General features: G+C 72.7%; 24 protein-coding genes and 1 riboswitch. Of the genes, 15 read left to right on the forward strand and 9 right to left on the reverse strand.

What is annotated here, in order from left to right; translation table 11 throughout:
* The first annotated feature begins 207 nt into the window (after positions 1-207).
* From ACFYL4_RS24580 to ACFYL4_RS24590, 3 genes are all read left to right on the forward strand, one after another.
* Positions 208-1497 (forward strand): DUF418 domain-containing protein, encoded by a 1290-nt coding sequence (locus ACFYL4_RS24580; RefSeq protein WP_387521430.1) that lies wholly within the window; start codon positions 208-210, stop codon positions 1495-1497.
* A gap of 68 nt (positions 1498-1565) precedes the next feature.
* Entirely contained in the window at positions 1566-2459 is an 894-nt protein-coding gene (locus tag ACFYL4_RS24585; RefSeq protein ID WP_387521432.1) for an SDR family oxidoreductase, read from the forward strand.
* A 152-nt stretch (positions 2460-2611) separates the two neighbouring features.
* Entirely contained in the window at positions 2612-3592 is a 981-nt protein-coding gene (locus ACFYL4_RS24590; protein ID WP_387521434.1) for a zinc-binding dehydrogenase, read from the forward strand.
* Here the strand turns inward: ACFYL4_RS24590 and ACFYL4_RS24595 are convergent.
* Entirely contained in the window at positions 3589-4365 is a 777-nt protein-coding gene (locus tag ACFYL4_RS24595) for a TetR/AcrR family transcriptional regulator C-terminal domain-containing protein (protein ID WP_357769697.1), read from the reverse strand. The two genes, ACFYL4_RS24590 and ACFYL4_RS24595, sit on opposite strands and share 4 nt — an antisense overlap.
* A gap of 85 nt (positions 4366-4450) precedes the next feature.
* Here ACFYL4_RS24595 and ACFYL4_RS24600 point away from each other — a divergent pair, with 85 nt between their 5' ends.
* Both ACFYL4_RS24600 and ACFYL4_RS24605 read left to right on the forward strand, forming a co-directional pair.
* Complete coding sequence (locus ACFYL4_RS24600; protein WP_387521436.1) at positions 4451-5389, forward strand: ATP-binding cassette domain-containing protein; 939 nt, start codon at positions 4451-4453, stop codon at positions 5387-5389.
* Positions 5386-6153, forward strand: a complete 768-nt coding sequence (locus tag ACFYL4_RS24605) for an ABC transporter permease (RefSeq protein WP_387521438.1) — start codon at positions 5386-5388, stop codon at positions 6151-6153. The genes ACFYL4_RS24600 and ACFYL4_RS24605 overlap by 4 nt, the downstream gene beginning before the upstream one ends.
* A gap of 111 nt (positions 6154-6264) precedes the next feature.
* On the opposite strand, the gene thiE is transcribed toward ACFYL4_RS24605, so the two are convergent.
* Together thiE and ACFYL4_RS24615 are read right to left on the reverse strand one after the other, a co-directional pair.
* Entirely contained in the window at positions 6265-6936 is a 672-nt protein-coding gene (gene thiE, locus ACFYL4_RS24610; RefSeq protein WP_387521440.1) for a thiamine phosphate synthase, read from the reverse strand.
* Positions 6937-7004: 68 nt separating this feature from the next.
* Positions 7005-7364, reverse strand: coding sequence for an Rv2175c family DNA-binding protein (locus ACFYL4_RS24615; RefSeq protein WP_357769706.1), 360 nt, complete (start codon positions 7362-7364; stop codon positions 7005-7007).
* Between the two features lie 121 nt (positions 7365-7485).
* A riboswitch (TPP riboswitch) is annotated at positions 7486-7595 on the forward strand.
* Here ACFYL4_RS24615 and thiO point away from each other — a divergent pair.
* The 7 genes from thiO (at position 7564) to thiI (ending at position 15576) form a co-directional block, all read left to right on the forward strand.
* Entirely contained in the window at positions 7564-8787 is a 1224-nt protein-coding gene (gene thiO / locus ACFYL4_RS24620; protein ID WP_387521442.1) for a glycine oxidase ThiO, read from the forward strand. It overlaps the preceding riboswitch by 32 nt.
* Before the next feature lie 2 nt (positions 8788-8789).
* Positions 8790-9002 (forward strand): sulfur carrier protein ThiS, encoded by a 213-nt coding sequence (thiS, locus tag ACFYL4_RS24625; protein WP_387521444.1) that lies wholly within the window; start codon positions 8790-8792, stop codon positions 9000-9002.
* Positions 9003-9005: 3 nt separating this feature from the next.
* Positions 9006-9806 (forward strand): thiazole synthase, encoded by an 801-nt coding sequence (locus ACFYL4_RS24630; protein WP_387521446.1) that lies wholly within the window; start codon positions 9006-9008, stop codon positions 9804-9806.
* 389 nt (positions 9807-10195) lie between these two features.
* Positions 10196-12178, forward strand: coding sequence for a Stk1 family PASTA domain-containing Ser/Thr kinase (gene pknB, locus ACFYL4_RS24635; protein WP_357769714.1), 1983 nt, complete (start codon positions 10196-10198; stop codon positions 12176-12178).
* A gap of 82 nt (positions 12179-12260) precedes the next feature.
* The gene (locus ACFYL4_RS24640; RefSeq protein ID WP_387521448.1) at positions 12261-12926 is read left to right on the forward strand and encodes a response regulator; all 666 of its coding nucleotides are present in this window, start codon (positions 12261-12263) and stop codon (positions 12924-12926) included.
* Between the two features lie 152 nt (positions 12927-13078).
* Positions 13079-14104 carry a 6-phosphofructokinase gene (locus ACFYL4_RS24645; protein WP_357769718.1) on the forward strand — a complete coding sequence of 342 codons (1026 nt, stop codon included), beginning with the start codon at positions 13079-13081 and terminating at the stop codon, positions 14102-14104.
* A gap of 179 nt (positions 14105-14283) precedes the next feature.
* Positions 14284-15576: a tRNA uracil 4-sulfurtransferase ThiI gene (thiI, locus tag ACFYL4_RS24650; protein ID WP_387521450.1), complete on the forward strand. Its 1293-nt coding sequence runs from the start codon at positions 14284-14286 to the stop codon at positions 15574-15576.
* A 115-nt stretch (positions 15577-15691) separates the two neighbouring features.
* Here the strand turns inward: thiI and aroF are convergent, their stop codons facing one another.
* Positions 15692-16738: a 3-deoxy-7-phosphoheptulonate synthase gene (gene aroF, locus ACFYL4_RS24655; RefSeq protein WP_357769924.1), complete on the reverse strand. Its 1047-nt coding sequence runs from the start codon at positions 16736-16738 to the stop codon at positions 15692-15694.
* A gap of 361 nt (positions 16739-17099) precedes the next feature.
* Here aroF and ACFYL4_RS24660 point away from each other — a divergent pair, with 361 nt between their 5' ends.
* A complete protein-coding gene (locus ACFYL4_RS24660) occupies positions 17100-17738 on the forward strand; it encodes a molybdopterin-dependent oxidoreductase (protein WP_387521452.1) in 639 nt (212 codons plus the stop codon).
* A 28-nt stretch (positions 17739-17766) separates the two neighbouring features.
* Here the strand turns inward: ACFYL4_RS24660 and macS are convergent, their stop codons facing one another.
* The 3 genes from macS to ACFYL4_RS24675 form a co-directional block, all read right to left on the reverse strand.
* Positions 17767-18846 carry a MacS family sensor histidine kinase gene (gene macS / locus ACFYL4_RS24665; RefSeq protein WP_387521454.1) on the reverse strand — a complete coding sequence of 360 codons (1080 nt, stop codon included), beginning with the start codon at positions 18844-18846 and terminating at the stop codon, positions 17767-17769.
* 72 nt (positions 18847-18918) lie between these two features.
* Positions 18919-19833 (reverse strand): hypothetical protein, encoded by a 915-nt coding sequence (locus tag ACFYL4_RS24670; RefSeq protein WP_387521456.1) that lies wholly within the window; start codon positions 19831-19833, stop codon positions 18919-18921.
* Positions 19830-20627: an alpha/beta hydrolase gene (locus tag ACFYL4_RS24675; RefSeq protein ID WP_387521458.1), complete on the reverse strand. Its 798-nt coding sequence runs from the start codon at positions 20625-20627 to the stop codon at positions 19830-19832. The genes ACFYL4_RS24670 and ACFYL4_RS24675 overlap by 4 nt, the downstream gene beginning before the upstream one ends.
* Positions 20628-21045: 418 nt before the next feature.
* On the opposite strand from ACFYL4_RS24675, the gene ACFYL4_RS24680 reads away from it, so the two are divergent.
* On the forward strand, positions 21046-21909 hold the full coding sequence (locus ACFYL4_RS24680; RefSeq protein ID WP_387521460.1) for a 1-acyl-sn-glycerol-3-phosphate acyltransferase: 864 nt from the start codon (positions 21046-21048) through the stop codon (positions 21907-21909).
* Between the two features lie 58 nt (positions 21910-21967).
* Here the strand turns inward: ACFYL4_RS24680 and ACFYL4_RS24685 are convergent, their stop codons facing one another.
* Positions 21968-22915: an ROK family glucokinase gene (locus ACFYL4_RS24685; protein WP_387521462.1), complete on the reverse strand. Its 948-nt coding sequence runs from the start codon at positions 22913-22915 to the stop codon at positions 21968-21970.
* Positions 22916-23060: 145 nt separating this feature from the next.
* Positions 23061-23585, reverse strand: coding sequence for a hypothetical protein (locus tag ACFYL4_RS24690; RefSeq protein ID WP_357769934.1), 525 nt, complete (start codon positions 23583-23585; stop codon positions 23061-23063).
* A gap of 486 nt (positions 23586-24071) precedes the next feature.
* Between ACFYL4_RS24690 and ACFYL4_RS24695 the strand changes: the two genes are divergently transcribed.
* A complete protein-coding gene (locus ACFYL4_RS24695; protein WP_357769936.1) occupies positions 24072-25880 on the forward strand; it encodes an AMP-dependent synthetase/ligase in 1809 nt (602 codons plus the stop codon).
* Positions 25881-26163 lie beyond the last annotated feature (283 nt).

Genomic DNA, 26163 nt, shown 5'->3' on the forward strand with positions numbered 1-26163 from the left:
ACCGCCGTGGTCTGGCACAACGACCGCACCGGCCAGCCGGTCCTACGCTCATTGACCGCTTACGATCACTGACCCCTTGGAATCACTCATCTAGGGGTCGACCCCGGCGACTTCGGGGGATTTCCCCTGCCCTATTCCGGTTGCGCCCTCTGTCCGGCTGCGGATTGAATCGGTGGTCACGATACATCTCGACACCGGAGCACTCCCATGCCCAGACAGACCCCCGTGCTCGGGCCGACCGGCACCACGGACCGGGCTCTCGCGCCCGACCTCGCACGTGGCTTCATGCTGTTGTTCATCGCCCTGGCCAACTCCGTCTGGTACCTGTGGGCGGCGACGCCGAGCGACGGTCCGGCCATGCACCCCGTCCCCGAGGGCTCCCTGGACTCCGCGGCCCAGTTCTTCACCATCGTGGCCGTGGACATGCGCAGCTACCCGATGTTCGCGTTCCTGTTCGGCTACGGCATGACGCAGCTGGCCCGGCGGCAGGAGGCCGCCGGGGCCGACGTGCGCGGCGTCAACGCCCTGTTGCGCCGCCGCAACCTGTGGCTGGTCGTGTTCGGCTTCGTCCACGCCCTACTGCTGTGGATGGGCGACATCCTCGGCGCCTACGGCGTGGCCGGGCTGGTCCTGGGCTGGTTGTTCTTCCGGCGCAGGGACGTGACCCTGGTCGTGTGGGGCGCGGTGCTGACCGGCCTGATGGCGCTGGGAAGCGCGCTCAGCCTCCTGGCCCTGCCCTTCGTCAGCGGCTCGGCGAACGCTTCGGGCGGCTTGGACATGGCCGAGATGGCGGGGAACATCGGCGACCCGTCCGTCCTCTCGGCCGCCGCGGACCGCGTGCTGAACTGGCCGCTGGTGAGCGTGGGCCAGGGGCTGCTCGGCCTGGTCGTGCCCACAGCGATCCTGCTCGGCTTCTGGGCCGCGCGCCGCGGCTTCCTGGAGCAGCCCGGCCGCCACCTCACCGCCCTGCGCTGGGTCGCGGGCCTGGGAATCACCGTCGGATGGCTCGGCGGTCTGCCCGAGGCGCTGAACCAGGTCGGCCTCTGGGACCTGGACCCCGACCAGTCCCTGATGCTCACCTTCCCCCACATGTTCACCGGCCTCTTCGGGGGGCTCGGTTACGTCGCGCTGATCGCCCTGGTCGCGCACCGGCTCCAGGAGCGGGGCTGGACCGGCGGGGTCGTGGTGAGAGCCCTGACCGCCACCGGCAAGCGTTCCCTGAGCGCCTACCTGGCGCAGTCGGTGCTCTGCGCGCCGGTCCTGGCCGCCTGGGGCCTGGGGCTCGCCGCGCACATGACCTCATGGACGATGTTCCTGTACGCGGTCGCGGTGTGGCTGGCGACGGTGGCGGGCGCCCTCGCGCTGGAGCGGGCGGGACGGCGCGGGCCCGCGGAGGTACTCCTGCGCAGGTTGTCGTACCGCAGGTCGCCGGAGCCCGGCCGGACCCCCTCCGCGCCCTCCCCCGAAGAGGAGCACCAAGAGCGCACCAGCCCCTGACCGGGGGCCGCAAAAAGGGGCGCGCCGATCAGCGCCCGGTGGCCGCTCGTACCCGAGGATGGGTTGTCATGGGCGACGATCACATGACAAACCACACCATAGGGGTGACCGGGGCCACCGGCGCGCTGGGCGGGCGTGTGGCCGCCCGGCTCGCGCGGCTCGGGTGGGCGCAGCGACTCATCGTGCGCGACATCAACCGGGCCCCGGAGTTCCCGGAGAGCAGCGCCGCGATGGCGGCCTACGAGGACACCGACGCCTTCGAACGGGCGTGCCGTGGCGTGGACACCCTCTTCCTGGTCTCGGCGACCGAGTCCGAGGACCGGGTGGAGACGCACCTGAGCGCCGTGGACGGGGCGCTGCGGGCCGGGGTGTCCAGGATCGTGTACCTGTCGTTCCTCGGGGCGGGCCCGGCGTCCACCTTCACCTTCGCCCGCACGCACTTCTACACGGAGGCGCACATTCGCTCCACGGGGGTGTCGCACACGTTCCTCAGACCCAGCCTCTACCTGGACCTGCTCCCCCGGTGGGTGGACGAGGAGGGCGTGGTGCGCGGCCCGGCCGGAGAGGGCCGGATCGCCTGGGTGTCGCGCGACGACGTGGCGGACGTGGCCGCGGCCGTGCTGACCGACCCGGCGACCGTGGCGGCCGCGAAGGACGCGACCTACGACGTGACCGGCCCCGAGGCCCTGACGGTGGGCGCCACCGTCGAGAAGCTGGGGCGCCTGACCGGCCGGAGCGTGCGGTACGTGCCCGAGACCTGGGAGGAGGCCCTGGAGTCGCGCCGCCCGAGCGGGGCCGCCGAGTGGGAGGTCGAGGGCTGGGCCTCCTCCTACGCGGCGATCGCCGCCGGTGAGATGGACGTCGTCTCTCCCGTCGTGCCCGACCTGACCGGCCATCCGGCGCAGTCCATCGAGGGGTTCCTGCGCCGTCATCCGAGCGCCCTCTCCCACGTGGCGGTCTGAACCCCGCCCCTCCCCTCCACCGCCGCGCCCCCGCGCGCGGCGGTTCCTTGTGCCCCGGGACCCCACCGCCGGGGGCTTGACCTCAACATTCGTTGAGGTAGCAGGGTGGAACCCAGAGGGGGACGCACCCCCGGAGAAGGAGTGTGGTGGAGATGCGCGCGGTACGCGTGGACGCGTTCGGCGGCCCCGGAGTCCTGGAGGTCCGGACCCTGCCCGACCCGGCGCCCGGCCCCGGAGAGGTACTGGTCGAGGTGACGGCCGCCAACGTGATCTTCCTGGACACCCTGATCCGCGGCGGCGCGGCCCCGGACCACTTCCCCCAGACCCCGCCCTACGTGCCCGGGGGCAGCGTGGTCGGCCGGGTCGCCTCGGTCGGCTCCGGCGCCGACCCCGCCCTGGTGGGGGAACCGGTGCTCACCCTCACCGAAGACGGCGGGTACGCCGAGCGCGTGGTCGTCCCCGCGGAGGGCCTGGTCAGGGTCCCCGACGAGCTGCGTCCCCTGGACGCCCTGGCGCTGCTGGTCGACGGGGCGACCGCCATGATGCTGGAGCGGTCCGCCCGCTTCGCCCCGGACACCTGGGTCCTGGTCCTGGCCGCCACCGGCGGCGCGGGGAGCCTGGTCGTGCAGCTGGCCCGGCTCGCGGGGGCACGGGTGATCGGCGCGGCCCGGGGCGTGGAGAAGCTGGAGTTCGCCCGCTCCCTCGGAGCGGAGGAGGTCGTGGACTACTCGGACCCCGGCTGGCTGGACCGTGTGCGCTCGGTGACCGGCGGCGCCGGGGTGGACGTGGTGGTCGACGGGGTCGGCGGGGCGCTCGGCACGGCGTCCTTCGGGTCGGTGGCCGACGGCGGCCGGTTCCTCAGCTACGGCACCGCCGGGGGCTCCTTCGCCGAGGTCGACCCCGCCGAGGCCGAGCGCCGCGGCGTCACCAGCCTGGGCCTGTACGAGATGCGGGCCCGGCCCGGCCCGGACCGGAGCGACCTGACCCGACTGGCGCTGGAGGAGGCCCGGGCCGGGCACCTGCGCCCGCACGTGGGGCTGACCCTGCCGCTGGAGCGGGCGGCCGAGGCGCACGCCGCCCTGGAGGGACGCCGCGTCCTCGGCAAGGTACTGCTGGCCCCCGGGGACTCCTAACCGCGCGCGGCCCGGGCCTCGACCCCGTCCAGGACGAGGTCGACCGACCGCGCGAACTCCGCCTCGTCCGCACCGTCCTCCCCGTGGGGAGCCGGACCGGGGGCGAGCAGGTCGCTGCCGAGCAGGGCACGCACGCGGGGGAAGTCGTCGGCCCCGACCAGGGTGTCGAGACGGTGGACGAAGGCGCGGTGGGCGTCGGCCGGGTCGAGCCCCTCGGCCGCCCAGGCGCGCCTCTGCTCCTCCGCGAGCTCCCCCTCGGCGCGGACGTAGGTCCAGACCAGGGTCATCACGCGGGCGCGCTCGGCGATGTCCAGGCCGGTCTCCTCCAGGGCGGCCAGCCCGGCCTCGGCCCAGCGGACGTAGGAGGGCGCGAGGGGTTCGACGGTGACGGGGATCTGGCTGGCCCAGGGGTGGCGCCGGAAGACGGACCGCATCGCGCGGGCCAGGGAGTGCGTGCGTTCTCGCCAGGTCCGCCCCTCCGGCTCCGGCGGGGCGCCCAGCACCGCGTCCGCGGCGAGCAGAAGCAGGTCGGAGCGGGACTCCACGTAACGGTAGAGGCTCATGGTGCCCACTCCGAGCGCGGCGGCGGTGCGGCTCATGGTGACGGCCTCGGTGCCGCCCTGGTCCCCGAGCGCGATCGCGGTCTCCAGGATGCGGGCGACGGTGAGCTTGGGGCGCGGGCCCTTGCGCGCGGCGGGGGCGGCCCCCCACGCGGTGAGCAGCACCTTGGGGACGGTACGCGCCGGGTCCGCCGGCGTCTCCTGGTCAGCCATGGGACCACCTTATTGCGTACCCGCCACGCAATCGTACTGCGTAGGGGTTGCGCAATGGCACTGCGTAAGTGTTACGCTGTAGAACATGGACACACCGACGACCACCGCACCCCCCTTCCGCCAACAGGGCGCCGACCCCGCGATCACCGTCTCCGGGTTACGCAAGCGCTACGGGGACCACACGGTCCTGGACGGCCTCGACCTCACCGTCCCCGCGGGCGGCGTCCTCGCCCTGCTCGGCCCCAACGGCGCGGGGAAGACCACCCTGATCGACATCCTGACCACACTCGTCCGGCCCGACGGAGGCACCGCCCGGGTCATGGGACACGACGTGGTCCGCGCCGCCCGGCGGGTCCGCCGCGCCATCAGCGCCACCGGACAGTACGCCTCGGTCGACGAGGTGCTCACCGGCCGCGAGAACCTCGTGATGGTCGCCCGGCTCCTCGGCTCCGACCGCCGCGCCGCCGAGGAACGCGCCCGCGACCTGCTCGCCGACTTCGACCTCACCGCGGCCGCCGACCGCCGCGCCGGAACCTACTCCGGGGGGATGCGCAGGCGCCTGGACCTCGCCGCGAGCCTGGTCGGCTCCCCACCGGTCGTCTTCCTGGACGAACCCACCACCGGCATGGACACCCGCAGCCGCCAGACGCTGTGGGAGACCGTCACCGGTCTCGCGGAGCGGGGCACCACCGTCCTGCTCACGACCCAGTACCTGGAGGAGGCCGACGTGCTCGCCGACCGGATCGCCGTTCTGCACGGGGGCGTGATCGCCGCCGAGGGCACCGCCGACGATCTGAAGAGGCGGGTCGGCCGGGAACGCGTCGAGCTCACCCTGGAGGACGGCGGCACCGAGTGGCTGCCCGGCGACGGCACCGCCGAACACCTGCGCTCGCTCCTGAACGAACGCCACAGCGCGGGCCGCCCGGTCGCCCGGGTCACCACGCACGCCCCGACCCTGGACGACGTGTTCCTGGCCCTGACCGCGCCGACCGCCACCGACACCGCGAAGGGACGAACGGCATGATCACCCTCCTGCGCACCGAGGCCGTCCTCACCCGGCGCGGACTCACCCACTCCCTGCGCGACGTCGACAGCATGGTCACCGCCGTGGTCGCCCCGGTCGCCGTCATGCTGCTCTTCGTCACCGTCTTCGGCGCGGCCGTGGAGGGGCTGACCGAGGGGGCGTCCTACGTGGACTACGTGGCCCCGGGCGTGATGCTGCTCTGTGCGGGGTTCGGGGCGTCGATGACCGCCACCGCGGTCCACTCCGACCTGGCCACGGGCGTGGTCCGGCGGCTGCGGACGATGCCGGTGCGCGCCTCGGCGGTGGTGACCGGACACGTCGTCGCCGGAGTGCTGCGCAACCTGGTGTCGACCCTGCTGGTGCTGGGCGCTGCCCTCGCGCTCGGCTTCCGCCCCGAGGCTTCGGCCGCCGGGTGGGCGTGGGCGGCGGTGCTCGTGACCGCCTACGTCGTGCTGCTCACGCTGGCCGCCGCCGCGTGGGGACTGGCCGCGCGCTCGGCGGACACCGCCGGGATGTTCGCGTTCGTCGCGCTCTTCGTGCCCTACCTGTCCTCGGCCTTCGTCCCCGTGGAGGGGCTGCCGACCTTCCTCCGGGGGTTCGCCGAGCACCAGCCGGTCAGCCTGGCCATCGAGACCCTGCGCGAGCTCACCTCGGGGGTCCCGGTCGGCGACCAGGCGGTGCCCCTCACCCTCTGGTTGGGCGGCCTGACCCTGGCCGCCCTGGTCCTGACCCGCTGGCTGTTCCAGCGGGCCGGGCGGCGCTGACCGCGCACCGGCCCCGTCGCCTCCCGGTGGACGGGCCCCGCGAGGGGCACGGGACGGCGCACGGGACGGCCCCGGGAACCGCTGGTTCCCGGGGCCGTCGTCCGCACACCGTCAGGCGGTGTCGCGCCGCGCGGTCAGGCGGGCCCGCAGCGCGCTCGCCGCGGCGCGGGGGTCCTCGGCCTCGGTGATGGCGCGGACCACGACCACCCGGGCGGCTCCGGCGTCGAGCACCCGGTCCACGTTGTCCAGGTCGATGCCGCCGATCGCGAACCAGGGACGGTCCGAACCCAGGGCCGCGGCGCGTTCGACCAGTTCCAGACCGGCCGCCGGACGCCCCGGCTTGGTCGGGGTCGCCCAGGTCGGGCCCACGCAGAAGTAGTCGCTCCCCGGCTCTTGCGCCGAGCGCGCGGCGGCCACGGGGTCGTTGTTGGAGCGCCCGATCACCGGGTCGGCGCCGATCACGTCGCGCGCCAGGGGCACCGGGAGGTCGCGCTGGCCCAGGTGCAGCACGTCGGCGCGCACCGCCCGGGCGATGTCGGCGCGGTCGTTGACGGCGAGCAGGGCGCCGTGGCGCTCGCACACCTCCCGAAGGACCTCCAGTGCGGCCAGTTCGTCGCGGGCCTCCAGCCCCTTGTGCCGGAGCTGGATGATGTCCACGCCCCCGGCCAGGGCGGCGTCCGCGAACTCCGCGAGATCACCGCTCCCGGTCCGGGCGTCGGTGCACAGGTACAGAAGGGATGCGTCCAGGCGCTCGCGCAGGCTGGTTCCGTGGCTCGTCCTCACGGCCCCCACCCTAGCCAACGGCCCGGGGCCGCCACCGTGCGGTGCGTGCCTCCGGGCCGTGCGGGGTGTCAGAAGGCCAGGCCCTGGGCCCGGCGGCGGACCTCCGTGCCCCGGTTCTCGCGCATCGCCTGGATCGGCGTGCCCGGCAGGGTGTCGTCCGGGGTGAACAGCCAGCGCAGGGCCTCCTCGGTGGAGAAACCGGCGTCGGTGAGCAGCACGATGGTGCCCGGGAGGCCCTTGACCAGGTCCTCGCCGTCCAGGAAGGCGGCGGGGATGGAGAGCTCACCGCCGCGCACCACGCCCATCAGGCGGTTCTCGCGGATGAGGGTCTTGATGCGGTTGGGGCTCACGCCCAGCGGCGCGGCCGCCTCACGCAGGGTCAGCCATTCGCCGACGAGTTCGTCGAGTTCACGATCGCTTTGTGTCACCTCACCAATCTGCCACACCCGACCGGGCGCCGGTGACCGTCGCGCCCCGTGCGGGCTTCCTGCCTGGGAGATCCCCGCCACGGCGGGCCCGGACGGGCTGATCTAGGATGGGGCCGAACAGACACGTCCCGCGGGAGCCGGGTGGACCCGGCTGAGAGGGAGGCTCGCCGCCTCCGACCGCACGAACCTGATCCGGGTCATGCCGGCGAAGGGAGTGGAACACGGCGCCGTGCGCAACGACGAGGTTCCCCCACAGAAGACGATTCATCCCACCAGTGGCGTGGTCGTGGTCGGCGGCGGCGTCGTCGGCCGGGTCACCGCCTGGCGCGCGGCCCAGCGCGGCCTGACCGTCACCCTGGTCGAACCCGACCCCGTGACCGCGCCCTCCTCCGCCCGGGCCGCCTCCGCCGTCGCCGCGGGGATGCTCACCCCCGCCACCGAGGCGGTCTTCGGCGAGGAGGAGCTGATGGAGTTCGGGGTGCGCTCGGCGCGCCTGTACGACGACTTCGTCGCCGAACTCCAGGAGGCCAGCGGGGTGGACGTCGGCCACCGCCGCACCGGCACCCTGCTGGTCGCCTTCGACCGCGACGACCTGGCGGTCCTGACCGACCTGCACGCCCTCCAGCGACGCCTGGGCATCCCCACAGAGCGGTTGACCAGCCGTGAGTGCCGACGCCTCGAACCCACGCTCGCGCCCGGGGTGCGCGGCGGGGTACTGGCTCCCGAGGACCACTCGGTGAACCCGCGTTCCCTGCTGCTCGCCCTGGCCCGGGCCGGAGAGGGCGCGGGCGTGCGCGAGCTCCCCGGGCGTGTGGAGGAAGTCTCCTCCCCCGGCCCCGGTGGCGCGCGTCTGGGCGTGCGGCTGGCCGACGGCGCCGAACTCCCCGCCGACCAGGTGGTGCTCGCCGCAGGGTGCTGGGGCGACCGTGTGCGGGTGCCCGAACCGGTGGTGCCGCCGCTGCGCCCGGTCAAGGGGCAGCTGCTGCGCGCCCGGGTGCCCGCCGGGGAGCCCCCGCTGGTCACCCGCACCGTTCGCGGTCTGGTCCGCGGGTTCCCCGTCTACCTGGTGCCCCGTGCCGACGGCGAGGTCGTCGTGGGGGCCACCCAGGAGGAGCTGGGCCACGACACCTCGCTGACCGTGGGCGGGCTCTGGCAGGTCCTGCGGGACGCCCGCGAACTCGTCCCCGGGGTGAGCGAGCTGGAGGTCGTGGAGACCTGTGTGGGTCTGCGGCCCGGCTCCCCCGACAACGAACCCCTCCTGGGCCCCACCCGGGTCCCGGGACTCCACCTGGCCGCCGGACACTTCCGGCACGGGGTCCTGCTGGCCCCGGTGACCGGCGAGGTCATGGCCGAGGCCCTCACCACCGGCGCGCTCCCCTCGTACGCGCGCCGGTTCTCAGCCGGCAGAAGAACGTGGGAGTAGCAGTGGAACTGATCATCAACGGACAGGCGCGGGACAGCGCGGCGAGCACCGTGGACGGGGTCGTGCGCGCCCTCACCGGAGCCGGGGAGGGCGCCGTCCCCGGGGGGATCGCCGTCGCCGTCAACGACGAGGTGGTGCGCCGCACCGCCTGGACCGGCACCGCGCTGTCGCCCGGCGACCGCGTGGACGTGCTCACCGCGGTACAGGGAGGCTGAACCATGACGCAGACCACCGAGGCGCCGACAGCCGGGGACCACACGGGCGGGGACCCGCTGGTCATCGCGGGGGTCCCCTTCGGTTCCCGCCTCATCACCGGCACGGGGGGAGCGCCCTCCCTGGAGGTCCTGGAAGAGGCGCTCCTGGCGTCGGGGACCGAGCTGACCACCGTGGCCATGCGCCGGATCACCCCGGGCACCCAGGGGTCGGTGTGGGACGTCCTGGACCGCAACGGCATCCGCCCGCTGCCCAACACCGCCGGATGCTTCACCGCCGTGGACGCCGTGCGCACCGCCAGGCTGGGCCGCGAGGCCCTGGGAACCGACTGGGTGAAGCTGGAGGTGGTCGCCGACGAGCACACCCTGCTGCCCGACCCGGTGGAGCTGCTCGACGCCGCCGAAGCGCTGGTCGACGACGGTTTCACGGTTCTGCCGTACACCAACGACGACCCCGTGCTGGCCCGCCGCCTGGAACAGCTGGGCTGCGCCGCCGTGATGCCGCTGGCCGCGCCGATCGGTTCGGGGCTGGGCATCCGCAACCCGCACAACCTGGAGCTGATCGTCGAGCGGTCGAGCGTCCCGGTGATCGTCGACGCGGGTATCGGCACCGCCAGCGACGCCGCCCTGGCCATGGAGCTGGGGTGCGACGCGGTGTTGTTGGCCACGGCCGTGACCCGCGCCCAGGACCCGGTGCGGATGGCGTCGGCGATGCGCGACGCCGTGCGCGCCGGGCGCGGCGCGCGGCTGGCCGGGCGCATCCCGGTCCGCCGCCACGCCAGGGCCTCCAGCCCCGACGTGGTCTGAGCCCAAACGGACCGGACCGCCGTCGCGGGCCGCGTCGGGGGGCGGACCCGGCACCCGGCGCCTCCGCCTGCGGCGACGCGCCCGCGAGGCGCCCTCCGTCACGACACCGACACGCGGCGTGACCTTCGGGTTTGGTCCCGTCCCCTACCGTGGGAGGGGTGCGTGTGCCGTGAGCGGCACCGCACCTCCAGACCGCCCAGGCGCGGGACGCCCCGAACCGACCCTCCGGTCGGCCTCCACGACGGTGGACACGGGGGCCGCCGCGACCGTGAACCGCGGGGCGGAACCGACACCGGCTTCCGCTAGGGTGTCGGATCGACACCAGGTGTCGGGTACGCGCCACCGGCCGCGAACGCCCGCGCTCCCCGCAGCAAGGACACAACTCCGCCGTGGACATGACGACTTCCGACCCGCTAGTAGGCGCGACGCTGGACCGTCGCTACTTCGTCGAGTCAAGGATCGCCGGTGGCGGTATGGCGACCGTCTACGTCGCCCACGACCTCAGGCTGGACCGACGGCTGGCCCTCAAGGTCATGCACCCCTCCCTGGCGCAGGACCCGACCTTCGTCCAGCGCTTCATCAACGAGGCCCACTCGGTCGCCAAGCTCTCGCACCCCAACGTCGTCCAGGTCTTCGACCAGGGCGAGGACCAGGGGCACGTCTTCCTGGCCATGGAGTACGTGCCCGGGCAGACCCTGCGCGACCTCCTCAAGGCGCACGGGCGGCTGGCCCCGAAGCAGGCCCTGAACTTCATGGCCTCCGTGCTGGCCGCACTGGGCGCCGCCCACCAGGCGGGGATGGTGCACCGCGACGTCAAGCCCGAGAACGTGCTCATCAGCAAGGACGGTCGGGTCAAGGTCGCCGACTTCGGCCTGGCCCGGGCCGTGGAGCAGTCCAACCAGGGCCTGACCCGCACCGGGACGCTCATGGGCACCGCCGCCTACCTGGCGCCCGAGCAGATCGAGAAGGGCACCGCCGACGCGCGCAGTGACGTCTACGCGGCCGGGATCATGCTCTACGAGCTCCTCACCGGCGGGCAGCCGCACACCGGAGAGACACCGATCGCGATCGCCTACCAGCACGTGACCGAGGACGTCCCCCGCCCCTCCCACTTCCTGCCGAACCTGCCACCCGAGGTCGACGCCCTGGTCACCAAGGCCACCGAGCGCGACCCCCGGTACCGGCCCGGCAACGCGGGCCAGTACCTCGCGAAGGTCCTGGACGTCCTGCGGGCCCTGCCGGACACCGCCGCGGGCTCCGGCGCACCGCTGGCCCCCGTCGCCCCCCAGGCCAACTCCGCGGCCACCATGACCGCTCCCCAGCTCATCGCCGGGGGTGCCGGTCCCGGCACCGAGAACGCCACCATGGTCGTCGACATGAACGGCGCCGACCTGGGCCGGGACGACTACGACGACGACGGCTACGACGACTACCCGGACCGGGGCGGGTCGTGGTTCTCGCGCAACCGCCTCCTCGTGGTCGGCGCCGTGGTGACCGCCCTGGTCGTGGGTGTGGCGGGCTGGTGGTTCCTGCTCGGACGCTTCGAGTCGGTCCCCGACGTGGTCGGGCTGTCGCCCGAGGCCGCCAGCGAGCAGATCCGCGCCTCCGGGCTGGTCGTGGAGGTGTCGGACGACCGCGTGTACAGCGACGACGCCGCCGCCGGAGAGGTCGGCGGCACCGACCCCGAGGTCTCCACCCGCCTCTCCCCCGGCGACACGGTCACGGTGTTCCTGTCCAAGGGCCCCCAGAACGTGTCCATGCCCGACCTGGTGGGCGACGACGTCGCCAACGCGCTCAAGGCGCTGGAGGACCTGGGCTTCGACGACGAGAGCATCGTCCAGGAGGAACAGGACTCCCCTGACAACGCCCCCGGCGAGGTGCTGGGCACCAGCCCCGAGGCCGGGCAGGACGCCGACCGGGAGGGGACGGTCACCATCACCGTCAGCAGCGGCATCCCGGTACCGAGCCTGGCCGGTGAGAAGCGTGAGGACGCCGAGCGGACCCTGAGCGACCTGGGCCTGACCGCCGAGATCGTCGAGGAGGAGAGCGAGAGCATCGCCGAGGGTCTCGTGATCAGCCAGTCCCCCGACACCGGCACCAACGTCGGCCCGGGGGCCACCGTGACCCTGACCGTCTCCAGCGGCCCGCCGGAGGTCGAGATCCCGGACGTGGTCGGCGACTCCGTCCGCGACGCCCGCAAGGAACTGGAGAAGGCCGGGTTCGAGGTCGAGGTCGAGCGAATCTTCGGCGGTCGCGTGGTGGCGCACCAGTCGCACACGGGAACGGCGCCCGAGGGCACCAAGATCAAGATCACCGCCACCCCGGGCGGGATCGACCTGGGCGACCTCGACGAGGATGACGACGACGACTGACCCGGTCCCGCCGTACGGGCTCCCGGTACCGCGGCCCCCTTCCCCTGTCCGGGAAGGGGGCCGTGGCGTTAGGGTCGGCGGCATGAGCGGTGACGAGATCCGGGTGCTGGTCGTGGACGACCACCCCATGTGGCGGGACGCGGTGGCGAGGGACCTGGCCGAGGCCGGGCTCCTGGTGGTGGGGACGGCGGGTGACGGAGCCAAGGCGCTGCGGATCGCACCGGCGGTGCGGCCCACCCTGGCCGTGGTCGACCTGCACCTGCCCGACACCAACGGTGTGGAGCTGACCGCCGCGCTGGTGGCCCTGGCCGAACCCCCGAGGGTCCTGGTGCTGTCGGCCAGCGGTGAGAGCGACGACGTGCTGGCGGCGGTCAAGGCCGGAGCCACCGGCTACCTCGTCAAGTCCGCGGGACGCGAGGAGCTCCTGGACGCCGTCCGGCGGGTGCACGCGGGCGAGGCCGTCTACACCCCCGGGCTGGCCGGGCTCGTGCTCGGCGAGTACCGGCGGCTGTCGGCCGAGGGCGACCCCGCGCGGGACGAGCGGGAGCGGGCCCCCGAACTGACCCCGCGCGAGACCGAAGTGCTGCGGCTGGTCGCCAAGGGACTGGCGTACAAGCAGATCGCCCGCCGCCTCGGCATCTCCCACCGCACGGTCCAGAACCACGTCCAGAACACCCTCACCAAGCTTCACCTGCACAACCGAGTGGAGCTGGTGCGCTACGCCATCGACCGGGGTCTGGACGAGTGACCCGAGGGGGCCGCTGTTCGGCGACGCCCGGAACGCCGGGGTTCGGTTGGTATTCACCGCGCGGGGTTGGCCTGGGCTCCCCCCGCCCACTATGGTCTAGACCATAGGGCGCCAGGCGCCCTGAACACCCACCAACGTCGAGGAGAAGTCGTATGCGAGTCGGGGTGCTGACCGGCGGTGGAGACTGCCCGGGTCTGAACGCGGTGATCCGCGCCGTGGTCCGTAAGGGCATCAAGGACTACGGATACGAGTTCGTCGGCTTCAGGGACGGCTGGCGCGGCCCCCTGGAGGGCGACACCATGCCCCTGGACGTCACCGCCGTACGCGGCATCCTCCCCCGGGGCGGCACGATCCTCGGCTCCTCCCGTACCAACCTCATGAAGATCGAGGGCGGCGTGGAGCGGGTCAAGGACAACATGGCCGGCCTCGGAGTCGACGCGCTGGTGGCCATCGGCGGCGAGGACACCCTCGGCGTCGCCCGCCAGCTGCACGACCGCGGCGTCAACGTGGTGGGCGTGCCCAAGACCATCGACAACGACCTCAACGCCACCGACTACACGTTCGGGTTCGACACGGCGGTCAACATCGCCATGGAGGCGATCGACCGCCTGCACACCACCGCGGAGTCGCACCACCGCGCGCTGGTCGTGGAGGTCATGGGCCGCCACGCCGGGTGGATCGCCCTGCACTCCGGCATGGCCGCCGGAGCCAACGTCATCCTCATCCCCGAACGCCCCTTCGACATGGACGAGGTCGTCAAGCACGTCGAGAGCCGCTTCGAGACCCAGTACGCGCCCATCATCGTGGTCGCCGAGGGCGCCCACCCCAAGGCCGGGCAGCTGGAACTGGCCACCGGCGAGAAGGACTCCTTCGGCCACGTGCGCCTGGGCGGCATCGGCCAAACCCTCGCCGAGGAGATCGAGCGCCGCACCGGCAAGGAGGCCCGCTCGGTGGTGCTCGGCCACGTCCAGCGCGGCGGCACCCCCACCGCCTTCGACCGGGTGCTCGCCACCCGCCTGGGCGTGAACGCCATCGACGCCGTGCACGACAAGTCCTTCGGCAAGATGGTCGGCCTCCAGGGCACCGACATCGTCCGGGTCGACCTGGCCGAGGCCACCGACACCCTCAAGACCGTCCCGGCGGAGCGTTACGAGGAGGCCGAGGTCTTCTTCGGCTAGACGCGCTCCCCTGCGGACGGCCCCTCCCCCTCCACCAGCGGGGAGGGGCCGTCCCGTGTCCGGGGTCTCATCCGGGGGCCGTACGCACCGGGAATGGACCGAGCGGTCCGGGGATTGTTCGATACTGGAAGACATCGTTTCCACGCACACCCCAGGCCCCACCCTCCGGAGGTAGCACCATGTCCGCGTCGCTGGAGTCCGCGCCGCTCCCCGTAACCGAGGTCGGAGCCGACGCCGGGCTCGGCGAGCTCTGCGTGCTCATGAAGCTCGGCGAGATCGTTCTCAAGGGCTCCAACCGCAAGCTGTTCGAGCGCCGCCTGCACAACAACATCCGCGCCTCCGTGCGCGACCTGGGCGACATCCGCCTGTCCCAGCGCGGCGCGGGCGTCATCATCGTGCGCAAGCCCGGCGCCTCGGACCTGGAGATCGCCGAGATCGCCGACCGCATGGCCAACGTCATGGGCGTGGTCTGGGTGCACCTGGTCCGCCGCGTCGCCAAGGACCTGGACGCCATCGTCGACATCTCCGTGCGCTCCCTGGCGGGCCGCGAGGGCACCTTCGCCGTGCGTGCGCGCCGCCGCGACAAGCGCTTCGAGATGAACTCCGGCGACCTCGCCGCGTTCCTCGGCTCGAAGGTCATCGAGGCGCACGGCTACAAGGTGAACCTCAAGCGTCCCGACAACACGCTGTACGTCGAGGTCGACAAGGACGAGGCCTTCGTCTTCACCGACGGCATCCCCGGCCAGGGAGGCCTGCCCGCCGGGATGAGCGGTCGCGGCCTGGTGCTGATGTCCGGCGGCATCGACTCCCCCGTGGCCGCCCACCGGATGATCCGGCGCGGCCTCAAGGTGGACTTCCTGCACTTCTCCGGGATGCCCTTCACCGGCCCCGAGTCCATCTACAAGGCCTACAGCCTGGTCCGCCAGCTGGACCGCTACCAGGTGGGCTCGCGCCTGTTCGTGATCCCCTTCGGCAAGGCCCAGCAGCAGTTGAAGAGCTCCGGCATCGAGCGGCTCCAGATCGTGGCCCAGCGGCGCCTGATGCTCAAGACCGCCGAGGCTCTGGCCGACGACCTCAAGGCCGAGTGCCTGATCACCGGTGACGCCCTGGGTCAGGTCTCCAGCCAGACGATGACCAACATCACCGCCCTGGACGACGCGGTGGACCTGCCGATCCTGCGGCCCCTCATCGGCATGGACAAGACCGAGATCATGGACCAGGCCCGGCGGATCGGGACCCTGGCCATCTCGGAGCTGCCCGACGAGGACTGCTGCACCATGCTGACCCCGCGCCAGGTCGAGACCGCCGCGAAGATCGGCGACCTGCGCCAGATCGAGAAGCGGCTGGACGCCGAGGAGCTGGCCGAGCACCTGGTGGGCACCGCCCAGCTGCACCGGCCCAGTTTCCTGGGTGAGGCCGCGCCCGCGCAGGTCGCGCCCTCCGCCGCCAAGGCCGTCACCCCGGCCGTGTAGGCGCGCCGGCCCCTGCGGGGGCGGCGCGAGCACGGGTGCCCCGGACGCCGTCAGCGTCCGGGGCACCGTCGTTCCCCCCCGGGTGCGGCCCGCCCGGGCCGCACCCGTCTTCCGGTCAGCGGCCGGCGAGCTCCCGCGCGGGCGCCGGGGTGAGGGTGCGCCCGCTCAGAGTGGCCAGGGTGCCCGCGAGGTCGCGCAGCTCGGCCAGGTCCTCTTCCAGCAGCGCCTGGGGACCGTCGCACAGGGCGGTCTCCGGGCTCGGGTGCACGTCCACGATCACGCCGTCGGCGCCGATCGCGATCGCCGCGCGCGAGAGCGGCAGCACCAGGTCGCGCTTGCCGCCCGAGTGCGACGGGTCGACGATCACCGGCAGGTGGGTGAGGCTCTGCGCGACCGGGACGGCGCTGATGTCCAGGGTGTTGCGGGTGGCCTTCTCGAAGGTGCGGATGCCGCGCTCGCACAGCACGACGTCGAGGTTGCCGCGCTGGGCGATGTACTCGGCGGCCATCAACCACTCCTCGATGGTGGCGCTCATGCCGCGCTTGAGCAGGACCGGCTTCCCGGCGTCGCCGACGGCCTGGAGCAGGGCGAAGTTCTGCATGTTGCGGGTGCCGACCTGGAGCATGTCGGCGTAGGAGGCGACCAGCGGAACGTCGGCGGCGTCCACGACCTCGGTGACGATGGGCAGGCCGGTCTTCTCACGCACGTCGGCGAGGATCTTCAGACCCTCCTCGCCCAGCCCCTGGAAGGCGTAGGGGGAGGTGCGGGGCTTGTAGGCGCCGCCGCGCAGGAGGGCCGCCCCGGCCGCCTTCGCCATGAGGGCGGCCTCCAGGGTCTGCTCGGGCGTCTCGACCGCGCAGGGACCCGCGATGACGGTCATGTTCTCGCCGCCGATCGGGACGCCGCGCACGCTGACCACCGTACGGCTGACGTGGTTCTCGCGGCTGACCAGCTTGTAGGGCGCCGAGATGCGCAGCACGTCGCTCACTCCGGGCTTGGCGTTCAAGCCCAGGTCCTGGAAGCGCTCGACGTCGCCGACCAGGCCGATGATGGTGCGGCTGACCCCGCGTGTCACGTACGCCTCGCCTCCGGCGGAGGTGACCAGTTCGACGAGGGCGTCGATGTTGTCGGCGGTGGCGCCCGGCGCCATAACGATGACCATGTGGTTTCCCTGAGTGTCGGTTGGGTGGCTGAGCCGCGCGATGGTCGCGCCGGTGCCGGGGGCATCGACCCTGGGCGAAGACAAAGAAGCCCCGGGCCGATACCGGCCCGGGGCTCCTGGGAAGTCGTCTGTGTCAGCGCAGCGCTTTACAGGCGACCGGGGAGGTGGGCCGGTAGCCATAAAAGCGCCAAAAGTTTCGCTGCATGGCTGTGACTATAGCGCAAGGTGAGCACTCCCCCACACAACCGGGGGGAGTGACGTGGCTCTCGCGGGTGCCTGGCAGGATGACAGGACGCCGTCGCCCGCCCCGGCGCGGGGGGCGCACGGGGCCCCAGGGGCCAGAGCGAAGGGACGGGGACGGTTGTCGGAGGGCGAGGACGCCGGGGGCGCCGGCGAGGGGGCGCGGCCGAGGCTGCCGCCGGGTCAGGCGGCCCGGTTCGAGCACAGGCCCCAGCACTACGGGCGGGTTCCCGTCTTCCGGCCGGAGCGGTGGGACTTCCGGGTGTTCGGTGCGACCGCGTCGCTGGGCACCTACCGGTGGACCTGGGACGAGTTCGGTTCCCTGCCCCGTACGGACGTGGTCCGCGACTTCCACTGCGTGATGCGGTTCAGCGTGCCCGACGTCCCGTGGGCCGGGGTCCCGGCGGCCGAGATCCTCCGGCTGGCCCCGCCGTCCCCCGAGGTCACGCACGTGATGGCCTGGGGCGAGTACGGCTACAGCGCCAACATGCGGGTCGGGGACTTCCTCAGTGAGGGCGTCGTGCTCGCCACGCACCGCGACGGCGCCAGGCTCGCCCCCGAGCACGGCTTCCCCCTCCGCCTGGTGGTGCCGCACCTGTACGGATGGAAGAGCGTGAAGTGGCTGCGGTCGGTGGAGTACATGGTGGGCGACAGGCGGGGGTTCTGGGAGGAGCGCGGCTACCACAACGGGGCCGACCCCTGGAAGGAGGAGCGCTACTCCCACCAGGAGCGGCCCGGGAACGGCCCGCCCCGGCGCTGATACGACGGCCGCGCGCCACCGCCCGGGGTCAGCCGCGGGGTACGGACATCTCGATCTCGGTGCCCTCTCCGGGATCGGAGGAGAGCTCGGTGGTGCCGCCCAGGTCGCGGACCCGGCCCACGACGGACTGGGCGACGCCGAGTCGGCCGTCGGCGCGCGCCCGCTCCAGCCGTCCGGGCGCGATGCCGGGGCCGTCGTCGCGCACGGTCACGGTCACCGCGTGCTCCTCGTCCTCCACCAGGACCCACGCCCTGGTGTGGGGCGGGCAGTGCCGCTCCACGTTGTCCAGGGCGGCGGCCACGGCGGCGGCGAGCTCGGCCGCGGTGTCCCCCGGCAGCAGTACCGGGGTGGCCGGAGCGGAGACCGAGACGCGCACGGACTCCAGGCGGCGCAGCGCCTCCCTGAGGTCGGCCGGGGCCCCCGGGGCGGCCTCCGCGCCGGGGCCGGAGGGGACGGCCGAGGCCGCGTCCAGACCGTCGGTGAGCAGGGACCGCAGCCGCACCTCCTGCTCACCGGCCATGCGGCCCAGCTCGGCCGCCTGGCCGCCGATCTCGTCGCCGCGACGCCGTACCAGCGCCAGTACCTGGAGCACGGAGTCGTGGATGGAGCGGGCGAGCTGTTCGCGTTCGCGGATGCGCGCCTCCATCGTCACCGCCCGGGCGAAGCGCTCCTCCGCCTGCTCGGCGACGCTCGCCATGTAGCCCACGGCGAGGCAGGCCAGCAGGAGCAGCGCCACGCCGCGCACGGTGGCGGCGGTGATGTTGGCGTCCATGAGCACGCGCAGGGTGAGGTCGGCGAACCCGTAGGCGAGGGCGACCGTGGCCGCGCCCCTGCGCCCCCAGATGACGCTGGCCGACAGCGCCGCCCCGGCGAACCAGTACGAGCTGAGCGGGGGCGCCTGCGTGAGGTAGTGGGGCAGGGCCGCCAACCCGGTGGCGAACAGGCAGCCGAAGGCCACGCCGAGGTCGGCCACCAGCAGGCGCGAGTTGCGCCAGGCCGGGCGGGCGTAGGCGTAGGTGGTCAGTACGGTCCAGCAGGCCATGAACACGAGCACCGCCCAGGCGAGCCAGGGACGGGCCAGGTACTCGTGGTGCTGGGCGACCGGCACCAGGGCGTAGACCAGGGCGACGGCGCGGAACAGGGCGATGGCGCGCCAGAGGGGGACGTCGAAGCCCAGGGCTCAGACCACCGCCCCGTTGTCGGGACCGTTGTCGCCGGGGGGCCGGGAGTCGGTCATGCGCAGGATGAGCACGACGAAGCTGGTGAGGAAGGCGGCGACGGCCAGGAACATCACCCAGTTGGGCAGGGCGATCCCCATGAAGGCCGCTCCGAAGAGCAGCACCGGGCCGCCCAGGAGACCGAACCAGGCGGCGATGCCCACCCGGTCGCCCTGGAGCAGGGGCGGCGGGGGCGGCGGCTCGTAGTGCCCCTCCAGCTCCGCCTCGGCCCGTCGCCGGTCCTCCTCTCGGGAGTCCTCGTCGTCCTCTCCCGTGTCGCGGGGCAGGTTGGCGAGGATGTCGCCGAGCCGGGTCTGGTGCTCGTCGGGGGCGTCGAGGTTCTCGGCGTCGGGCCAGGAGACCCGGCCGCGCTGTTCACTGGTTCCCTCGGAGTCGTCGTAGAAGCGGGCCACGAGGTCGTTCCAGACGTCGTCCTCGTCCCCGGCGCGCCCACGGGACGGCGCGGGGTCGGCCTTGGCCGGGGGCCCGTCGAGGAGGTCGCCGCCGACCGGGGCGTCGCCGCCCTCGTGCGGGGCGGGCGCCTCCTGGGCGTCCTCGCCCTCGGGCTCCGGTCTGACCTCGGCGCGCGGGGCCAGCAGGTCGGAGCCGGTCCCGTGCTCGCCCAGGTCGGGCAGTTCGGAGCCGAGGACCCGCTCGGCGGCGCCGCGTTCCTCCGCGTCCACGTACAGGTGGTCGGTGGGCGGGTCCTCGACCTGCCCGCCGGTGGGTTCCAGGACGTCCTCGGCCAACGGCACGGCGTAGGCGGCGATCCCGCTCCGCCTGAGCGCCTCCAGCATCAGGTCGGCGTGCGACGGCGCGAGCAGGATCAGCGGAACGTAGGCGTCGGCGAGCAGACCGTTGCCCCGACGTTGCGTCATCGGTCGGTTCCCTCCCCGCTTGCGCCGCGCTCGCGTACGAACGCGAGGCTGCCTTCGAAGATGGTGGCGGCGTCGTGGTCGAGCGTCGCCACGTGGTAGCTGTCGTGGAGCAGGTGGATCGTCAGCCGGGCGTTGACCGCTCTCCTAGCGAGGATACGCAGACTCTCCGGTCCGACGACGTGGTCCTGGGTGCTCCGGTAGGCCAGAACCGGCGTCCGCAAACCGGACATGCCGTCCTGAACCGCGCGCCACAGCTTCGGGAGTGTCGCGGCGGCGGCGGTGGGCACCCGGTCGTACCCGCCCTCGGTGACGGTTTCCAGGGAGACGTCGCTGGACAGGCCGGGGGTGGAGGGGAGCAGACGGGCCGCGAGGTGGCGGATCGGCGCGATCACCGGGAGCCTGCGGTCCTCCACTGTCAGGGAGGGATTGACCACCACGGCTCCCCGTACGATGTCGGGGTGTTCCTGGGCCAGGCGCAGGGTGAGCGCCCCGCCCATCGAAAGCCCCATGACGTACACCTGGTCGCACCGCCCGGCCAGGTCGAGCAGGGACTCCTCCACCGCCCCGTACCAGTCGTCGCTGGTGGTGGTGGCCATGTCCTGCCAGGTGGTGCCGTGGCCGGGCAGCCGCGGCGCCTCGACGCTCAGCCCCGCGGCGGCCAGGTACTCGGCCCAGGGGCGCATCGAGTGCGGTGAACCGGTGAAACCGTGGCAGAGCAGGACGCCGACGCCCGAACCCGTGTGACTGAAGGGGTCCGCCCCCGGAATCAGGGGGATGGCGCTGGTCGGTCTCACAGGTCTGCTCCCGGGATCGTTCGGCGGGGAGGCCGGTCGGGACTGCGGCCCCCGCCGTGAGGCTAGTCGCTCGGGCGAGCGTTTGTCATCGAGTGAACGGTAGCGTCCTCCTGCCCGAACCCCGGGGGCGCCCGGCGTGTTCCCGGGCGACGCGGCGCGGACCGGCAGCGAGGCTCCGCGGCCGCGGTGAGTATCCTCGACAGTGCCCCGCGGCGTGTTTCCCGCCCGACCCGCGACGAGCGGCCCTCGGGTCCGTTCCGGACGCTTTTGGTGGGGACCCGCACGTGGTGGGAAGATGGCGTCCGTCAGCCTCCCCGCGACCGCGGCGGGGCGTTCCGGACATAGTCAGCGAGCGGGACAGTGAGACGTGGCAGGCCCTGCCCAGTGCTCCCCGCGTGTGCAGGGGTGATCTGAAGCAATGTTCTACTGGGTGGTCAAGGCGATCCTGGGGCCGGTTCTGGCCGTGTTGTGGCAACCCCGCGCGGAGGGCGTGGAGAACGTGCCCCGGCGCGGTCCGGCCATCATGGTCAGCAACCACCTGTCGTTCTCGGACCACTTCTTCGGTCCGCTGCCGCTCCCGCGCAAGATCACCTTCCTCGCCAAGGCCGAGTACTTCACCGGCACCGGCGTGAAGGGGTTCCTCAGCCGCGCGTTCTTCACCGGCGTGGGGCAGATCCCCATCGACCGTTCCGGCGGCAAGGCGAGCGAGGCCGCGCTCCGCACCGGGCTGCGTGTGCTCAAACGCGGTGACCTGCTGGGCATCTACCCCGAGGGCACGCGTTCCCCCGACGGCAAGCTCTACCGCGGCCGCACCGGTGTGGCCCGGCTCGCGCTGGAGGCCAAGGCCCCCGTCGTGCCCATGGCGATGATCAACCTCGAGAAGATCATGCCCCCCGGGCGCACCGTGCCCAAGCTGGGCGTGCGGCCCAAGGTGGTCTTCGGCAAGCCGCTGGACTTCTCGCGGTACTACGGCATGGAGAAGGACCAGCGGGTCCTGCGCGCCATCACCGACGAGATCATGTACGCCCTGATGGAGCTCTCCGGCCAGGAGTACGTGGACCGCTACGCGCAGGCGGTCAAGGCCGAGATCGAGGCCGAGGAGAAGGAGGCCAGGCGCGAACAGCAGGCCAGCGCCAAGGACGAGCGCCGGACCCGCCGCGCGGAGCGCAAGGACGAGCGCCGGTCGCGCAGGGAGGCCAAGCGCGAGGAGAAGCGCGCCCGCAAGGCCTCCGACCGGGCCGACGCCGAGGAGGAGCGGGCGCGCCGCGACGGCGACGCCTGACCCGCACGGACGAGGGGCGGCCACCGGGTTCTCCGGTGGCCGCCCCTCGTTCGTGTGCCTAGTGGCGGGCGAGGTCCCCCGCACCGACGATGCCCGCCTCACCGCCGAGTTCGGCGAGGCGCACCTCGGCCAGGCGGCGCCCGGGGCGGCCGGACACGTTGCGCGCGAACGAGGCGCGCACGGGGTCGAGGATGACGTCCCCGGCGTCGGAGACCCCGCCGCCGAGGACGAAGCACTCCGGGTCCAGGATCGCGGCCAGGTCGGCGAGGCCGAGCCCGGCCCAGTCCCCGACGGTCCGGAAGCACTCCAGGGCGGCGGGGTCGCCCTCCATGGCGGCCCGGGTGATGACCTCGCCCTCGATCCGTTCCACGTGTCCGTCCGCGAGCTTGAGCATCCGTTCGGCGTGAAGGGGATCGGTGCGGGCCAGGTCCTGACCCTCGGCGACCAGGGCGCGTCCGCTGGCGTACTGCTCCCAGCAACCGTGGTTGCCGCAGGCGCAGCGGCGGCCGTGCGGGACCATCCGGTAGTGCCCGACCTCGGCGGCGACCCCGTGGCGGCCGCGGTGCAGGGCGCCGCCGAGGACGAGACCGCCGCCGATGCCCGTGCCGAGGGTCACGCAGACGATGTGGTCGCTGCCGCGTCCGGCGCCGAAGCGGGCCTCGGCCCAGGCGGCGGCGTTGGCGTCGTTCTCGATGACCACGGGCAGGTCCACGTGCCGCTGGACCCGTTCCTTGAGGGGTTCGTCGTGCAGGCCGAGGTTGACGGCGACCTGGACGGTGGCGCGGTCCTCGTCGACGAACCCGGCCACGCCCACGCCCACCGCGCCGACCGTGTCCTCGAGCTGGCGCTCGCGGAGCTCGCGAACCGCCCGGCCCACGACCTCGGCCAGTCCCCGGGGGTCGTGGGAGGGGGTGGGGTACTTGACCTTGTCGAGGATCTGCCCGTCGTGGTCGACGACACCGGCGGCGACCTTGGTTCCGCCGATGTCTACGCCGATGGTCAGCATGGGGGCAGCTCCTTCTACTTACGCCCGAACTCTGACATAAGTCTCAAGGTTCATGGCAGAGGGTTTTCAAATGGTGTAAACCATTCGATTAAACCAGGCTCGGGCCGTGCCGCACACCCCCAGCGCACCCCGTGCGCACTCCGCCCTACTCCCCCGCCGTGACCTGCGGCTCCGTGCCGTCCCGACCACTCTCACCAGGCCCGGACCCTCCCTCCGGGCGGGGTGGCTCCGAGGACGCGCGGCGGGCGCGCTCGTCACGCTCCCGATCGGCCCGCTCACGCTCCTCGCGCTCCTCACGGGCCCGGGCGGCCTCCTCCCGTCCCTGTTCGAAGGAACGCTCCACCACGCCCCAGGTTCGACCCACCGCGTCCGCGAAGGAGAGCCCGGCCCGCCCGAGGTGACCCGCGACCTCCGGGGCGCTCTTGCGCACGATCTCCACGAACTCCTCCAGCGGCGGACGCTGTTCCTGCGTCTCCACGCGGATCGCCTCCTCCCACACGTCGCCCTTGGCCGGGGGGCTGGTGACCGCGCTGACGCCGCGTCTGACCCCGGCCACCAGCAGCTTGCGCTGGAGGGAGTCGACCAGACGCAGGGCGTCGTCGATGAGGTCGGGCTGGTCGGAGCGCCCGCCGCCCGGGCGCTCGGTGCGCCCGGTGTTGTTGTCGGTCATGTCCGTGTGCCTCCTGTAGGTCCGTCTGGTGTCACGTTAACCGCCCCGCCCGGACGCCGACAGGAGACCGGGCGGGGTTCAGGGAAGAGCCAGGGGCGGCCGGAGGGCGCCACCGGGGATGACCCCGGGAGCCCCCCGCGTTGGACCGGGTGTGCGCGGCGAGTCCGGCCCGCGATAGTCTCGCCTCGCGCGAGCGGCAACGGGGATCACGCGCGTGACCTGCGCGATCCCGGCCGGACCGGCGAGGAGCGATCCGCTCCCCCCGAGGCCACGGTCACGCCGACAACATCACAGGGCACGGCCCGACCCGACACGAGCGGCCACCGGCGGACACGCGATGAACAGCGTGTTCGCCCACGATGGCGCGTCAAGCTCGGATCACCGTTGGATACCGAACGGCAACCTGTTCTACTCACGAGTAGGATGGTGTTGTTACGGTCGTCACGTCCCCACCACCCAGAACCCGTACACGTCCAGGAGCATCACGTGCGCGAATACAGCTCTCCCGCGAAGGCCGAGATCTCCGACGACGCGCGGCTGACCGACACGCTCTTTGCGCGCGCGGCCAGCGAGCCGAACGCCGTCGCCGCCCGCCGCCAGGAAGAGGCCGGGTCCGGCCAGTGGCGCGACGTGACCGTCGAGCAGCTGCACGGCGACATCGTCGGATACGCCAAGGCCCTGATCAACGCGGGCATCGAGCAGGGCGACCGCGTCGCCCTCATGTCGCGCACCCGCTACGAGTGGACCGCGATCGACTACGCCATCTGGTCGATCGGCGGCGTCACGGTACCGATCTACGAGACGTCCTCCGCCGAACAGATCGAGTGGATTCTCTCCGACTCCGGCGCCAAGGCCGCCTTCGTCGAGACCGGCGACCACGCCAAACGCGTCGAGGGCGTCCGGGCCAACACCCCGGAGCTCTCCCACCTGTGGCGGTTCGACGGCGACGACCTCACCGCGCTCGCCGCCACCGGCACCGACGTCACCGACGAGGCCCTGGAGGCGCGCCGCACCGCGGTGGGCGCCGACGACCTCGCCACCCTCATCTACACCTCCGGCACCACCGGGCGGCCCAAGGGGTGTGAACTCACCCACCGCAACTTCCTCTTCATCGCCCACGCGGCCCTGGAGGGCCCGGCCAAGCCCATCATCCTCGGTCACGAGGGCACCCCCTCCACCCTGCTCTTCCTCCCCCTGGCCCACGTCTTCGCGCGCTTCGTCCAGGTGATGGTCATCGAGGGCAAGGCCGTCCTGGGCCACTACCCCAGCACCGGCCCGGACCTGATCGACCAGTTCTCGGTCTTCAAGCCCACCTTCCTCCTCGCGGTCCCGCGCGTGTTCGAGAAGGTCTTCACCAAGGCCCAGCAGAAGGCCGAGGGCGAGGGCAAGGGCAAGATCTTCAACGCCGCCGCCGACACCGCCATCGAGTACAGCAAGGCGCTGGCCACCGGCCAGGTCCCCTTCACCCTCAAGCTCAAGCACGGCCTGTTCAAGAAGCTCGTCTACGGGAAGATCACGGCCCGCCTGGGCGGCGAGGCCCACTACGCGGTCTCTGGCGGCTCCGCCCTGGGCGACCGCCTCGGCCACTTCTTCCGAGGCGTGGGCCTGACCATCATCGAGGGCTACGGCCTCACCGAGACCACCGCCCCGACCTCGGTCAACAGCCCCGGCTTCAACAAGATCGGCACCGTCGGGCAGCCCATGCCGGGCACGACCGTGCGCATCGCGGACGACGGCGAGATCCTGCTCAAGGGCGACCACATCATGGTCGGCTACTGGCAGAACGAGAAGGCCACCAAGGACGCCTTCGAGGACGGCTTCTACCGCACCGGCGACCTCGGCTCCCTCGACGCGGACGGGTTCCTGAGCATCACCGGGCGCAAGAAGGAGATCATCGTGACCGCGGGCGGCAAGAACGTCGCCCCGGCCGTCCTGGAGGACCGCATCCGCTCCCACGCCCTGGTGAGCCAGTGCATGGTGGTCGGCGACAACCGCAAGTTCATCGCCGCCCTCGTCACGATCGACCCCGAGTCGTTCGAGCTGTGGAAGGCCTCCAACGGCAAGACCGGCGAGATCGCCGAGCTCACCGGTGACGCCGACCTCAACGCCGCCATCCAGGGCGCGGTGGACGACGCCAACAAGGCCGTCTCCAAGGCCGAGGGCATCAAGAAGTTCAAGATCCTGCCCAGCGACTTCACCGAGGAGGGCGGCCAGATGACCGCCTCCCTGAAGGTCAAGCGCCACGTGGTCAGCAAGCAGTGGAGCAAGGAGATCGACGACATCTACGAGGTCTAGGCATCACGGGGCCTCCGGGTCCTGACGCCCACCGAGGGGCCGGTCGCCGACACGACCGGCCCCTCGGCCGTTCCCGGCCGAAGGGTTCGACGGCTCCTAGGGCGTGTTCCGTGGATGCTTTCGGTTGGTTCGGCGCTTGCGCCGATCGCCGCGAGCGGCCTCCAGGCAATCTCTCGCAAGACGAGGAGCGAAGCTGCCCCTACTGTGCTCTGCTCCGCAAGCTCCGCAGTGTCGCACAGCGGGGGCCCGCCCGGGTTTGGCTGTCCGAGCGAAGTCGGCGCAG

The sequence above is a fragment of the Nocardiopsis sp. NPDC006938 genome, from assembly GCF_042869555.1.
Lineage (GTDB): Bacteria > Actinomycetota > Actinomycetes > Streptosporangiales > Streptosporangiaceae > Nocardiopsis.

Bases quoted from the DNA above. Each gene is read 5' to 3' on its own strand.
- ACFYL4_RS24580 (WP_387521430.1), top strand. From the start codon at position 208: ATGCCCAGACAGACCCCCGTGCTCGGGCCGACCGGCACCACGGACCGG.
- ACFYL4_RS24585 (WP_387521432.1), top strand. From the start codon at position 1,566: ATGGGCGACGATCACATGACAAACCACACCATAGGGGTGACCGGGGCC.
- ACFYL4_RS24590 (WP_387521434.1), top strand. From the start codon at position 2,612: ATGCGCGCGGTACGCGTGGACGCGTTCGGCGGCCCCGGAGTCCTGGAG.
- ACFYL4_RS24595 (WP_357769697.1), bottom strand. From the start codon at position 4,365: ATGGCTGACCAGGAGACGCCGGCGGACCCGGCGCGTACCGTCCCCAAG.
- ACFYL4_RS24600 (WP_387521436.1), top strand. From the start codon at position 4,451: ATGGACACACCGACGACCACCGCACCCCCCTTCCGCCAACAGGGCGCC.
- ACFYL4_RS24605 (WP_387521438.1), top strand. From the start codon at position 5,386: ATGATCACCCTCCTGCGCACCGAGGCCGTCCTCACCCGGCGCGGACTC.
- thiO (WP_387521442.1), top strand. From the start codon at position 7,564: ATGCCGGCGAAGGGAGTGGAACACGGCGCCGTGCGCAACGACGAGGTT.
- ACFYL4_RS24630 (WP_387521446.1), top strand. From the start codon at position 9,006: ATGACGCAGACCACCGAGGCGCCGACAGCCGGGGACCACACGGGCGGG.
- ACFYL4_RS24640 (WP_387521448.1), top strand. From the start codon at position 12,261: ATGAGCGGTGACGAGATCCGGGTGCTGGTCGTGGACGACCACCCCATG.
- ACFYL4_RS24645 (WP_357769718.1), top strand. From the start codon at position 13,079: ATGCGAGTCGGGGTGCTGACCGGCGGTGGAGACTGCCCGGGTCTGAAC.
- thiI (WP_387521450.1), top strand. From the start codon at position 14,284: ATGTCCGCGTCGCTGGAGTCCGCGCCGCTCCCCGTAACCGAGGTCGGA.
- aroF (WP_357769924.1), bottom strand. From the start codon at position 16,738: ATGGTCATCGTTATGGCGCCGGGCGCCACCGCCGACAACATCGACGCC.
- ACFYL4_RS24670 (WP_387521456.1), bottom strand. From the start codon at position 19,833: ATGACGCAACGTCGGGGCAACGGTCTGCTCGCCGACGCCTACGTTCCG.
- ACFYL4_RS24680 (WP_387521460.1), top strand. From the start codon at position 21,046: ATGTTCTACTGGGTGGTCAAGGCGATCCTGGGGCCGGTTCTGGCCGTG.
- ACFYL4_RS24685 (WP_387521462.1), bottom strand. From the start codon at position 22,915: ATGCTGACCATCGGCGTAGACATCGGCGGAACCAAGGTCGCCGCCGGT.
- ACFYL4_RS24690 (WP_357769934.1), bottom strand. From the start codon at position 23,585: ATGACCGACAACAACACCGGGCGCACCGAGCGCCCGGGCGGCGGGCGC.